The following is an 11,763-nucleotide window of genomic DNA, read 5'->3' as shown; positions in this document are numbered from 1 at the left end:
ACCTCCCTGTGCCCATTGCAGATGATCACTCCAACAACAAAGCGTCGCCCACGCGTCGCACAGCGAAGTACGTCAACGTACTCACCTTGCCTTGGAGCTCGTCATGGTTACCACTGCAACATCCTCCGCCCCGCTTATCGAAAAACACACGATTGGATACGTGCCCCCGGAAGATCGCCACGGAAAGGTAAGAGACCTGTTCACCCTGTGGTTCGGCGGCAACATCGCACCGTTGCCCATCGTCACCGGCGCGTTGGGTGTGCAACTGTTCCACTTGAACCTGGTGTGGGGCATCGTCGCCATCCTCGTCGGCCACCTGGTCGGCGGCGTGCTGATGGCGTTGCACTCAGCCCAAGGCCCGCAAATGGGCATCCCGCAAATGATCCAGAGCCGCGCCCAGTTCGGCTCGCTCGGCGCCCTGCTGGTGGTGGTGATCGCCGGCGTCATGTACATCGGTTTCTTCGCCTCCAACATCGTGCTGGCCGGTAAATCCCTGCACGGCGTGGTCGACAGCGTGCCCGTGCCGGTCGGCATCGTCATCGGCGCGATCGGTTCCGGGATCATCGGCATCATCGGCTACCGCTTCATCCACGTGCTCAACCGCATCGGCACCTGGGTGCTCGGCGCCGGCATCGTGCTGGGCTTCGGCTATATCTTCACCCATGTGCAGACCACGGATTTTCTGACCCGCGGCAGCTTCAACATTTCCGGCTGGCTGGCCACCGTGTCCCTCGCGGCGCTGTGGCAAATCGCCTTCGCACCTTACGTGTCGGATTATTCGCGGTACCTGCCAGCCGACGTCCGCGTGGCGTCGACGTTCTGGACCACCTACCTGGGCTCTGTCCTTGGCTCCAGCCTGGCCTTCATCTTCGGCGCCGTCGCCGTGCTCGCCACCCCGGTCGGCATGGACACCATGGACGCCGCCAAACTCGCCACCGGCGCCATCGGCCCACTGATGCTGGTGCTGTTTTTGCTCAGCGTGATCAGCCACAACGCCCTTAACCTCTACGGCGCGGTGCTGTCGATCATCACCTTGGTGCAGACCTTTGCGTATCGCTGGATTCCTACCGCCAAAAGCCGTGCGGTGATCTCGATTCTCGTCCTCGCCGCCTGCGCGATTGCGGCGGTGTTCGCCTCCAAAGACTTTATCGGCCACTTTGTCGACATGGTGCTGGTGCTGCTGGTGGTACTGGTGCCGTGGACGGCGATCAACCTGATCGACTTCTATGCGATTCACAAAGGCAAATACGACATTGCCTCGATCTTCCGCGTGGATGGCGGGATTTACGGCAAGTACAACCCACAGGCGCTGCTGGCGTATGCCATCGGGATTGCAGTGCAGATTCCGTTTATGAATACGCCGCTGTATGTAGGGCCGATTTCCGAACACATCAATGGCGCGGATTTGTCCTGGGTGGTGGGGTTGGTGGTGACGTCGCCGTTGTATTTCTGGTTGGCAAGTCGCGACAGTGCGTATAAGCGACGCATGGACGGGGGCAAGTTGGTGGGTGGCATTTGAGGTAAAAGGCTGAAGTATTCTTAGAGTAATGGGTGGAACCATCCCTATCGTGGCTTTGCAGCTGCGGTATGGGTGGTTTTTTTCGTTTGGGCTGCGGTTACGCGCGTGAAGGCTGTGCACGCGCGCACGTGCGTGGCGTTTGATCAGCCCGTTGACGTGTTGTGGCCAATAATGACCCAAGTTCGATTCGAGGGCTGGCTTAGTCTGACAAAGCCGCTGAAACGTAGCGCGCTGCTTAGTCTGCTTTGGGCCATAAGTTGCCACTCGTGAGGGGTTCTTGCGACATAACAACGGCGACTTGCGCGACAACTTTCCATTTAACCCTAATGGCTCCCGAGCCGAAATGGAGTAGCATTCCACCCAGTAGCTTGGTTTAAACAGATTGTTTTTCGGATCAGGGTCGCATTGTGGAAAAGCTAAAACGCCTTCAAAGCGGAATAGAAGGGCTCGATGCTCTGCTCAAGGGCGGATTGGTCGAGGGTGCTTCATATATTATTCAAGGACGCCCAGGGTCTGGAAAAACGATCCTTGCCAACCAGCTGGGGTTCCATCATGCGAATAATGGGGGCCGGGTTCTGGTCGCCACGCTGCTGGCAGAGTCACATGACCGTCTTTTTCAATTTCTTTCTACGTTGAGCTTTTTTGATTCATCCAAAGTCGGTGCCGAAATTCAATTTGTCAGCGCCTTTGACACGCTGGAAAACGACGGGCTGGATGAAGTAGTCAAGCTGCTTCGGCGTGAGATAAGCCGCCAAAAAGCCACCGTGATGGTAGTAGACGGGCTGCTCAACGCGCGTTCTAAAGCCGATTCGCCCATAGACACGAAAAAATTCATTTCAGAATTGCAAGGGCACGCCGCTTTCGCCGGTTGCACGGTGCTGTTTCTTACCAGCTCCCGACTTGATGACGGAAGCCCTGAGCACACCATGGTAGATGGCGTCATCGAGATGGGCGAAGAGCTGTATGGCACTCGCTCGGCACGTCGCATCCAACTGCGTAAAACCCGCGGCAGCGGAGCAATGACCGGTCTTCATGAGTGCGAAATCACCGACCATGGCTTGGTGGTTTACCCTCGCCTCGAAAGTCTTTACAGCCACCCGTCCGCCCCGGACAGCGCCGACATGACGCGCATTGCCAGTGGCGTCGGATCACTGGACGGCATATTGGGCGGAGGCCTTTACAGTTCCAGTGTGTCTCTGGTCATAGGGCCCTCCGGGATTGGTAAAACGACCCTGGGTCTGAAATTTCTGTCCGAGTCGACAGTGGATATGCCAGGGCTGCATTTTGGCTTTTACGAAAGCCCACAACGGTTGCGGCTCAAAGGCCAGTCACTGGGTATCGATATCAAAGCCATGGAAGACAGCGGCGCGCTGAGTATTGCCTGGCAGCCAACCACCGAAGGCCTGCTGGATGGGCTGGGAGCACGATTGCTGAGCATCGTTGAGGAAAAGGGCATCAAGCGCCTGTTCATCGACAGCCTCAGTGGCATGACGCGAGTCTCGACAAACCCGGCGCGCATTACCGACTTCTTCAGTGCTCTGATGAACGAGTTGCGGTCCAGGGGCGTTACGGTTTTTGCATCCTGGGAAATGCGCGATTTGTTTGGCTCCGAGGTCAGCGCACCCAGTTCCGACCTGTCCAGCATCGTCGATAACCTGATGCTGATGCGGTTCTCTGAGAATCGCGATGAACTAAGCAGGACGTTATCCATTCTTAAGGTACGAGATAGCGCTTATGACCCCTCTCGATTCGAGGTCGTCATCCAAGATCAAAATGTTTTTCTGAGAAAGGCTTCAAGTCATGAACCTTCAGTCATCACTGAGTCATCACCTGGTTCAATTTCTTAAGCTTTCGAGTGGGTTGAACTAACATGACCACCATTCTGGTCGTCGACGACGAGTATTTGATCGCTGATATTCTCAGCTTCGCGCTGGAGGATGAGGGGTTCATGGTGGTAACGGCCAGCAATGGTCGAAAAGCACTCGAGGTGCTGGACAGAGAACGCCCTGCCCTGATCATCACCGACTTCATGATGCCGATCATGGACGGCCAGGAGTTCGCCACCGCTGTCCGCGCCCTTCCCGCAGGCAATCATTTACCGATCATTTTGATGAGCGGCGCTCAGGCGCACATTGGCATGCAGCGATCGGACTTGTTTGATGTTGTGCTGCCAAAGCCCTTCAATATCGATTTGATCATTGCCGAGGTCAGGAAGCTGTTGTCCTCTGAGGCATGAGGCGGGTGGGTAATTGAACGTATTTGCCCGCCCAGTGGCCTTTAACTGAAGCCGCCCCCTCGCACTGCAAGGTTATGAGCGGCGTAGAACCACCCGCGGCGGGCCAGGTGAAGCCTGCCTTGCGTCGACCGGCGCTTGGTCTGAGAACTTCGAACGGACTGTGTCGACATGAGTTGTCAGGTGGCATCCGCCAAGTAGTAAAGGATGTACCCGCAATACATAAGAGCACCGGCCGCCACCTCTGCCTCAAAGCGCTTTTTGAGTGCATCCTCATCAGCAAAACCGTACGCCGACAACTTGTCACCGGCAAAATCAGCAAGTCGCCACACGTCGAAACCATCGATCTCACCATGGGCCCCAAAGTCGAAGTCCACCGTGCCTGTGGGGAGGCTGACCGCGCAGCCGTAGCCGTGCTTGAAGTAACGAACGCCGCCTTCAAGCTCGCCGTGCTGAGGAATGTCATTTACCACCCAATCCACATTCGTCGCGGGCAGCGGGATGCCAGACCGCTGCATCATGGCCACCGCGACGCCGACACTTGCCTGGTAGTCGCTGATCAAAATGGCGAGTTGATTATTCATACCGTCCCACTGTTATAGATGTCCGTGATGGCCAGAAAAATAGCTGGCCCGTCCGATAATGTTGGCGCTCGATAGCAACCCCGTGCGTTCAGGGTGTGAACCGCGCCCGCACTGTTCAAGTTTGACTTCACACTCATCGATCATCAGGGCATCTGCAGGTAACAAACCTGTTCAATTAGCTCGACGACATTTTCACCCATCACAGTACTTCCATTTTCCCTGATCGATACCGGCAATCATCAGGCCGCGCTGAGAGACTTTCTTCAATAAGCTCCATGCGCAGCGCTTTGATAGAGGATTCAAAGCGCCCGCACGCTTGTATCAGATCGGCCTGTCCACAACCCGTGCATTCCAGAGGGCCCGATAGCGCTCGCGCCAACCCGGGCTGCCTTGATCCAGCCACGCCACTGTCGCCTCGATCGTATCCGCGCTGATGACAAAGTGATTGATATGCTCGGCAATCCGCTCCTGCGACAGGTGCAGCATGTCCAGGTAGGCATTGAAGCTGTCCGCCAACACCACATACTCATCGCCTTGCTGGCGACGCCCCGTCCATGCGGGTAAACCTGCGACCATCGCGCCCACGTCCTGACGGCCCTCGCGCAGGTCAAGCAGCAACAGGCTCGCACCGCCATCGCGGCCGATCGGCAACACCCCCGTAGTGGGGAAGTCAGGTTGCTTGCGCAGTTGCTCCAGTTCATAAGGGTTGGATTCATAGCCTTCGCCGGGCTGCAGCCCATACAGCGAAAAGCTCAGCAACTCATTATCGCCATTACTCATAGTGGCCAGCACGTCGTAATCCACGGTGCCGCCGTTGCACACCTTGAGAAACTGCCGGTAATCGTCCGGCAGGCGGGCACCGAGCAGCGCCTCCAGTTGCGAGATGGCCTGCTCGGAGGCGCCTTCGCGGGTGTCGTCGAGCATCAATCCACGGTAGTCAGTCATTGAGCGCTCGCAAAACCTTAGTAAAAATCATAATAAAGTGCCCATTCACCGGTTTCGATGTGCTTCCAGAACATCAGGCTCCCGCTGTGGACCACGTTCAGATTGATCTTTGCGTCGGACGAAATCTGGAACACAAACTCGAAGCCTTCACCCGGATCAACCCCCGACTGGCAGAACGAGGGGTAACCGCCGATCTTGTGTTCGTAGCTGTGAGTGACCAGGTCGTAATAGCTGGGTATCTCGCCCGCGCGCTCCAGCGTAAGTATGGCTTGCTCAAGGTCGGCCGGCACACCGCCGCCATCCCACAGTGGAAAATCTTCCGGCACCGCTTGCGCTTTGAGCGGGAAGGGTTTGAGAAACGAACCGTCCACCGGCAGCGCCTTGCGAACCAATACATCATCCGCCGCATATTCGCGGACAACCCAGTTGTTCCCCATCGGCTCAAAGGGCTCGGGAAGCGGATTTGAAATAAACACCGTCAGCACACGAACCCCTTCCAGCAGAGGGCTGCTGAAGGGCATGGCGGGCAGAAAAAATTGCGCATAGGGGAGCAATGGCTGCCCCGCCTGATTGGTCGGCACGCCTTCATCAGGTCGGAACAGAAAGACATGGCCCAGCCAGCTTTCTTCATCGGTGCCCGAGGGACGAAAGCCGCCAGCAACGAACTTCACTGCAGGGCGAGCCAGGCGTTGCTTGATAAGTTGAATGTCCATGGCGATGTAAACCGTCCTTTTTGCGACTCACGTGACAAGTGTAAAGGCCGCAGATTAGCAGTGTGAGCGAGTGGATGCCTGTGCAGTTTGTGAGCACGCTTGGACGAGTTGAGCGTGTTCGGGTATCGAATTTCGGTCGGAATTGGTTCGACATGAGACCGTCCCAGGTCATCGATGGATAATCAGCACATTGGGGAGGGCGATGGGCATGTTGAATGAAAAGCCATTGGTTGCTAGGGGCTGACTACTGATCCCGTTCTCGTAGCAAGTGGGGGCAAGGTTCGTTTTGGGGATGGCTGCCGTTCGCGATTGGCAGCTTGCGGCCAAAAGCGGACGCTCACACGCGACCGCTACCGTCCAATAACAGCCGTTCGGGATCGACAGCAATCCGTACGTTTGACTTCTTCGCTTACGACCCGTAGCGGGCACGTGGACGGGTGACTCACGGCAATTTTTAAGCTTGGTTAGGCTCTAGTGATGCAAAGGAGGTGCCAAACACATTGACGTCTTAGTCAGTGTCGATGGGACACATGAGCTGATGATTACGAGTTGACGTTTTAAAAGGCTGAGCAAAAGCTATTGCGGATTGATGCGCGATAATGGCAATCTGCTGGCAGCGAGAGCAGCGCTATCTGGGGGGGGCCATAACAAAGATGTAGTATGATTATCGGATTGTTGGTTAGAAATTTCAAAACATATCAAGCCATTAATTATATAAAGCTCTCGAATGGAAACACTTTAGTGCAATGGCTGGGGAAAACGGTGCTGGTAAAAGCTCTGTGCTTGAAGCCTTGAATCGTTTATTTAACGGCACTGAGAGCCGAAGGATTGGATATATCACCTAGTTCGGTAGAGCTACGAACGCCTTTCGCGATCATTAGGCTTGTTCTTAAGCTCGAGAGTCACCACGCTTAAATTGTAAAGCTATAAAACTAAATGCGAACGAAATGGAGTTCATATGAACCTTAATGTAAAAATCAATAAAGTAAAATCCATCAAAAGCCTCGAAATTGATCTGCCTGTAGAAAAAGGCTTATACGCAATAACCGGACTAAACGGATCAGGCAAGAGCACCTTGGTTGCGTGCGCTTCTACAGTATTTTTCAACATGCCGATGAATGAGTATTTCGGGTCAACCGACGACGACGCATCTATTACATTTAAGCTTGATAATGCAACCCGCTCCTGGACAAAAAACGACAAGGGAAAATGGATTAGAGAATCCAGAGGGGGCATGGCCATCAAAGGTTTCTATGAGGGTAGTATCATATATGGAACTAGGTTTCGCAACACGAGCATTCATATCCTCAGAAAACTAGACAAAGTCGAGAGCGCAAAACTTAATCCAGGGGCTGAATTCATTCGTCAAAGCCTTGGAAAAATACTTCATAACAACTCAGAGTTCTATGAGAAGCTCTTCAAGATCAGTAACGCAGATGCAGGCCCTGACATTCAGTTCAGTGGTGATATTTTTTATTACGAGAAAGATGGGCGCAGAGTTAGCCAGTTCCATATGTCAACCGGAGAGAATCTTCTTGTAAGTATTTTAAACTCCATCAACTTTAGGAATAATGATCGCGCAAATCTCAACAAGCCATGCATTATGTTTCTTGATGAAATTGAATTAGCCCTTCACCCTTCCTCGCTTAAACGACTTGTGCATTTTCTTAACGAGATTGCCGATCAATACAACTATGCCATTTACTTCTCAACTCACTCCATCGAGTTGGTCGGCGCAATTCAGCCAAGCAATATTTTTTTCTTGGATCGGCACGTTGATGGTTCCCTAGAAATATTGAATCCTTGCTTTCCAGCATACGCTACTCGCATATTATATGATCATTCTGGATATGATCATGTTTTCTTGGTTGAAGATGACCTTGCTAAAGAAATTATTACGAGACTGCTAAAGGTGAATGGTCTCTTATCTAGTAAGCTAGTGCATGTTCTTCCTTGCGGCGGATACACAAATGTCATTGAGCTCGCGAGAGAGGTGGTCAACAGCAATTTATTGGGAAGAGCATCAAGCATCTCTATGATTCTAGACGGCGACATAAAATTAGATGCTCAAAAATATATTGCTTCTCGGAACATAAACAATAATATACCAATGAATTTTCTACCTATTGAAAGTCTCGAAAAATATCTAAAAAGCAAACTTCATGACAGTATAGATCATAAGCTGTTTCGAGCATTGAACGATTTCATTTTTCAAAAAGTAAGTCTTTCAGAATTAATTGAAAAATACCGGAATGAGATAGATACCTCAAAAGATAGCAACGGAAAGAAGCTGTACAAACTAATTGAGAGTGAATTAAAGAATCGAGGAAAATCAAGGGCTGATATAATCGAAATGGTTGTTGAGCATCTTGCGAATACGCAGGATCAAGAACTAAGCAAAATCGTCATCTATCTTCAGAATCATCTCGCTGCATAAGTCGGTTTTTAGCTTATCCTATATACTTATATTAAATATGAGTATATAGGATTGAAATATAATTTTTTTCACGCTTCCCTCAACTACTTCGTACCTTCGAAAGAACTGAATCTATGAGAGGAAAGCAGTTGCTGCAAGCCCTTTGACCATAGCCATTAATCATAAATTCGCTCAGCATTGGAGTTTGGATTGACGTTTTACTAGACGCTCGCTGCAGTGACAACGTCCGCTAATGGCCGTTTGCGGCCGTTAACGTTGACGAACCCTCGGCTATTTGCGCCCGATTGTGCCAGGAATCAACCAGCCACATTCCGCCAATAATGTGCGCAATCTTGCTGACAAACGTCGAAGAAAACGACAGACCAAATAGAACGCAAATGGATGATCACGTTCGTGATCCAGCCAAGATCTCCTAAATGATGGATGGGTGAAATTGATGGCTCGAGGTGTGTTACATCCTCTCGGTTGCACCCTGGCCAACAGCACCTTATAGTTCGCCCCGTCGCCGACCTCGGTCAGCGATCGGGTTTCGCAGCCCTACCTAAATAGAATCAACCTGCACAGTCATCAGACCCTCAGGCGGAGCCCGCCTGCGTCTTGTTTATGGCGGCTGTGCGTGGGAGACCTTCGGGTCTGCCGGGGGTGATTCTTCCTGGTCTGCGAACCCGCGCACAGTTGCCACCCAGACTGTTTCGCAGCAGCAAGGTGGCAGTTCTTTTTACCCAAATAGAATCGAACCTTATGACGACTCAACACCCGCCCCGCCGCTTCACCCCCATGTCCCAAACCGCAACCGAATACCCTGTCCTCCTCATCGACAGCGACGCCCCGCTCAGCGAGCTCCACGCTTGCGCCAGCGAACGACTCAACGCCGCCCTCGCCTACCTGCACCTGATGGCCTGCTCCAATGTGTCCGACTATGCCGAGCACGACATCAATACCGTCGCCAATACCGCCAGGATCATGGTGCAGGATGTGGCAGATGTGTTTTCGGTGATTGAGAAGCGCGGGTTTGATGTGCCTGCTGTGGCTTGATGAAAGGTGAGTTGTGAGAAAACCCGCTTCGGCGGGTTTTCTGGTTTTCGGCGGTCGGTTCAAGCCCACCTTTTTTGTGGTGAGCGGGCTTGCCCCGCGTTGGGTTGCGCAGCAGCCCCGAAACCAGTCCCTCAATTTGCCTGGCGTACCGCGTTTGTTTTGACTGGGGCTGCTTCGCAGCCCATCGCGGGGCAAGCCCGCTCGCCACAATCCGTGTCAGGCCCTTGATGTTTCTTTATGATGTGGCCTTTCGCTAAACGTCCCAGGAAATACCCATGCCCGCCCTCACCTTCCGTAACGCCCTCCCCGCCGATGCCGCGCGCTGCTTTGAAATCGAAATCAGCGCTTACGAAGGCGATGAGGCCGCGACCCTGGAGAAAATCGCTACGCGCATTGCGCAGTACCCCGAAGGCTTTTTGATTCTGGAAGCAGATGGCGAGGTGGTGGGTTTTATCAACTCTGGCTGCGCCCATCAGGTGGTGATGTCGGACGAGGCGTTCAAAGAGTTGGTGGGGCATTCGGCCGAGGCGCCGAATGTGGTGATCATGTCAGTGGTGGTTGACCCGGCGCAGCAGGGCAAGGGCTATTCCAAGCGGTTGATGACCGAGTTTGTGCAACGCATGCAGGCCATGGGCAAGCAGACGATTCACTTGATGTGCAAGGAGCAGCATGTGCCGTTGTACACGCGCATGGGTTACAGCTATGTGCAGCCTTCGCCTTCTGACCATGGCGGGATGGCGTGGCATGAGATGGTGATGGCGCTCTAACCAAGGGAGTTTGCGGTGATGACTGCTTTGCGCATTGAAATCAGCGACCAACCCAACCCCGACGCCGAGCGCCTGCTCGGCAACGGTCTCGCCGCGTTCAATGAAGCCATCACCGGTGCCAACGACCGCCAGCCACTGACGGTGCTGGTCAGGGATCCGGGCACTCGGCAGATCCTCGGCGGCATCACCGGCAAAACCTCTTTGGGCATGGCCTTCCTCGACCTGTTCCACTTGCCCGATGCCCTGCGCGGCTCGGGCCTGGGCAGCCAGTTGCTGCAAGCCTTCGAAGACGAAGCCCGGCGCCGGGGTTGCTTGAGCGCGGTGCTGTATACCCTCAGTTTTCAGGCACCGGCGTTTTACCAGAAGCAGGGGTGGGTGCGGTTTGGTGAGGTGCCGTGCTTGCCTGCGGGCAGCAGCCGGGTGTTTTTGTCTAAGGCGCTTTGAGGGTTTGCCAGTCGAGGCCGGCAAAGTGTTGCGTGAATTCGAATAGCTCGCGGTCGATGACTTCGGCATGCCCATGCACCCCGCTATCCGCCAGGCTGTACGCATCATCAAAATACCCGCACGCCTGCAGGGTGCCGGGTAAGTCGTAGCCTGACCGGGCCCATAGACGGTAGATGCCCTCGGCCAGGCGTCGCCCGAAGGCGGGGTCACTAAGAAGTCGGCTGTGCGCAACCGACAGCACATAAGGCAGCATTTCGTCTTCGGCCATGGCCGGCGCGGCGACTTGCAGTAGCTGCCACATGACCTCCTCACGACTCGACCTGCTCATGAGCGCGAGTTCTATCAGCGCATAGGGAGGATGCTGCAGTGTCGCCAGTGTCGTATCCGCCCATTGAATGACCGCGGCCACATCGATAACGCCGACGTCCAAGGCGCCCCTGAGGTAGGCGACGGTTACACCAAAGGCTGCTTCATCCTCGCTCATCATTCACCCGCCGGCGCTCAGGGTTTTACCAAACAACCGGTTCTCGTGGGTTTCGCCCTGGAACGTATAGGTCGGCGAGCCCAGCAGTTCGTAGCCGCGGCGCGGGTAAAAACCCAGTGCCCGTTCATTCCCGACCCACACCGTGGCCCACAACAGTGAAGCCCCGGCCAGCGCTGCGTGTTGCTCGGCCGCTTGCAGCAGTTGATAGCCGATACCCCGGCCGGTGAAGCGCTCCTGAATGTACAGGCGTTGTAGCTCGGCAACGTTGGAGGATGGAAGCATCGCGTGCTCGGCGCGCAGTTTGACTTGAGCAAAACCGACGAGGTGGCCGTTGGTTTCTGCCACCACCAGAGCGCTGCCGGGTTCGGTCATCAGCCGCGAGATGGTAGCCGGCGCAAAGGCTTGCAGCGCTTCGGTGGCGATGGCGCTGCGAATGCCTTCGGTCGCGTAGGTGTCGAGAAATACCTGCATGCCCAGCACGCCGATGCATAAGGCATCCTGGGGGCTGGCGGCGCGAATCTGGATGGACGAAGACAATGTCATGTGCGCCTCTAGGGCTGAAAACGGCGTGAGCAGGGTTTTTAGCATAAATGGACCTTGGC

General features: G+C 54.3%; 12 protein-coding genes. 7 read left to right on the top strand and 5 right to left on the bottom strand.

Annotated features, from left to right (window positions below):
• The first annotated feature begins 103 nt into the window (after window positions 1-103).
• From AACW30_RS14870 to AACW30_RS14860, 3 genes are all read left to right on the top strand, one after another.
• The gene (locus AACW30_RS14870; RefSeq protein WP_200625166.1) at window positions 104-1,519 is read left to right on the top strand and encodes a purine-cytosine permease family protein; all 1,416 of its coding nucleotides are present in this window, start codon (window positions 104-106) and stop codon (window positions 1,517-1,519) included.
• A gap of 407 nt (window positions 1,520-1,926) precedes the next feature.
• A complete protein-coding gene (locus AACW30_RS14865) occupies window positions 1,927-3,366 on the top strand; it encodes an ATPase domain-containing protein (protein WP_119735403.1) in 1,440 nt (479 codons plus the stop codon).
• A 23-nt stretch (window positions 3,367-3,389) separates the two neighbouring features.
• The gene (locus tag AACW30_RS14860) at window positions 3,390-3,755 is read left to right on the top strand and encodes a response regulator (protein WP_200625159.1); all 366 of its coding nucleotides are present in this window, start codon (window positions 3,390-3,392) and stop codon (window positions 3,753-3,755) included.
• Window positions 3,756-3,931: 176 nt separating this feature from the next.
• Here the strand turns inward: AACW30_RS14860 and AACW30_RS14855 are convergent, their stop codons facing one another.
• From AACW30_RS14855 to AACW30_RS14845, 3 genes are all read right to left on the bottom strand, one after another.
• The gene (locus AACW30_RS14855) at window positions 3,932-4,336 is read right to left on the bottom strand and encodes a DUF6896 domain-containing protein (RefSeq protein WP_200625156.1); all 405 of its coding nucleotides are present in this window, start codon (window positions 4,334-4,336) and stop codon (window positions 3,932-3,934) included.
• Window positions 4,337-4,657: 321 nt separating this feature from the next.
• On the bottom strand, window positions 4,658-5,281 hold the full coding sequence (locus tag AACW30_RS14850; protein WP_119735406.1) for an SMI1/KNR4 family protein: 624 nt from the start codon (window positions 5,279-5,281) through the stop codon (window positions 4,658-4,660).
• A 17-nt stretch (window positions 5,282-5,298) separates the two neighbouring features.
• Entirely contained in the window at window positions 5,299-5,994 is a 696-nt protein-coding gene (locus AACW30_RS14845) for a DUF1963 domain-containing protein (RefSeq protein WP_200625154.1), read from the bottom strand.
• 958 nt (window positions 5,995-6,952) lie between these two features.
• Between AACW30_RS14845 and AACW30_RS14840 the strand changes: the two genes are divergently transcribed.
• The 4 genes from AACW30_RS14840 to AACW30_RS14825 all read left to right on the top strand — a co-directional run bounded on the left by AACW30_RS14840 (window position 6,953) and on the right by AACW30_RS14825 (window position 10,677).
• A complete protein-coding gene (locus AACW30_RS14840) occupies window positions 6,953-8,431 on the top strand; it encodes an ATP-dependent nuclease (RefSeq protein WP_200625152.1) in 1,479 nt (492 codons plus the stop codon).
• A 741-nt stretch (window positions 8,432-9,172) separates the two neighbouring features.
• Window positions 9,173-9,466, top strand: a complete 294-nt coding sequence (locus AACW30_RS14835; RefSeq protein WP_200625150.1) for a fructose-bisphosphate aldolase — start codon at window positions 9,173-9,175, stop codon at window positions 9,464-9,466.
• A 275-nt stretch (window positions 9,467-9,741) separates the two neighbouring features.
• Window positions 9,742-10,233, top strand: a complete 492-nt coding sequence (locus AACW30_RS14830) for a GNAT family N-acetyltransferase (protein WP_200625148.1) — start codon at window positions 9,742-9,744, stop codon at window positions 10,231-10,233.
• A gap of 18 nt (window positions 10,234-10,251) precedes the next feature.
• The gene (locus AACW30_RS14825; RefSeq protein ID WP_200625146.1) at window positions 10,252-10,677 is read left to right on the top strand and encodes a GNAT family N-acetyltransferase; all 426 of its coding nucleotides are present in this window, start codon (window positions 10,252-10,254) and stop codon (window positions 10,675-10,677) included.
• Here AACW30_RS14825 and AACW30_RS14820 read toward each other — a convergent pair.
• Window positions 10,664-11,161, bottom strand: a complete 498-nt coding sequence (locus AACW30_RS14820; protein ID WP_234452705.1) for a hypothetical protein — start codon at window positions 11,159-11,161, stop codon at window positions 10,664-10,666. The genes AACW30_RS14825 and AACW30_RS14820 overlap by 14 nt on opposite strands.
• Window positions 11,162-11,164: 3 nt before the next feature.
• A complete protein-coding gene (locus AACW30_RS14815; protein ID WP_234452704.1) occupies window positions 11,165-11,704 on the bottom strand; it encodes a GNAT family N-acetyltransferase in 540 nt (179 codons plus the stop codon).
• Window positions 11,705-11,763 lie beyond the last annotated feature (59 nt).

Origin of the sequence: Pseudomonas sp. MF6747, from assembly GCF_963890955.1 — a bacterium.
Taxonomy (GTDB): Bacteria; Pseudomonadota; Gammaproteobacteria; order Pseudomonadales; family Pseudomonadaceae; genus Aquipseudomonas.
This window is presented reverse-complemented; position numbering and strand designations above follow the sequence as displayed.

What these genes read in the sequence shown, in the direction of transcription:
- AACW30_RS14840 (WP_200625152.1), top strand. Translation starts at nt 6,953, where the DNA reads ATGAACCTTAATGTAAAAATCAATAAAGTAAAATCCATCAAAAGCCTC.
- AACW30_RS14835 (WP_200625150.1), top strand. Translation starts at nt 9,173, where the DNA reads ATGACGACTCAACACCCGCCCCGCCGCTTCACCCCCATGTCCCAAACC.
- AACW30_RS14815 (WP_234452704.1), bottom strand. Translation starts at nt 11,704, where the DNA reads ATGACATTGTCTTCGTCCATCCAGATTCGCGCCGCCAGCCCCCAGGAT.
- AACW30_RS14850 (WP_119735406.1), bottom strand. Translation starts at nt 5,281, where the DNA reads ATGACTGACTACCGTGGATTGATGCTCGACGACACCCGCGAAGGCGCC.
- AACW30_RS14845 (WP_200625154.1), bottom strand. Translation starts at nt 5,994, where the DNA reads ATGGACATTCAACTTATCAAGCAACGCCTGGCTCGCCCTGCAGTGAAG.
- AACW30_RS14820 (WP_234452705.1), bottom strand. Translation starts at nt 11,161, where the DNA reads ATGAGCGAGGATGAAGCAGCCTTTGGTGTAACCGTCGCCTACCTCAGG.
- AACW30_RS14825 (WP_200625146.1), top strand. Translation starts at nt 10,252, where the DNA reads ATGACTGCTTTGCGCATTGAAATCAGCGACCAACCCAACCCCGACGCC.
- AACW30_RS14860 (WP_200625159.1), top strand. Translation starts at nt 3,390, where the DNA reads ATGACCACCATTCTGGTCGTCGACGACGAGTATTTGATCGCTGATATT.
- AACW30_RS14855 (WP_200625156.1), bottom strand. Translation starts at nt 4,336, where the DNA reads ATGAATAATCAACTCGCCATTTTGATCAGCGACTACCAGGCAAGTGTC.
- AACW30_RS14830 (WP_200625148.1), top strand. Translation starts at nt 9,742, where the DNA reads ATGCCCGCCCTCACCTTCCGTAACGCCCTCCCCGCCGATGCCGCGCGC.
- AACW30_RS14870 (WP_200625166.1), top strand. Translation starts at nt 104, where the DNA reads ATGGTTACCACTGCAACATCCTCCGCCCCGCTTATCGAAAAACACACG.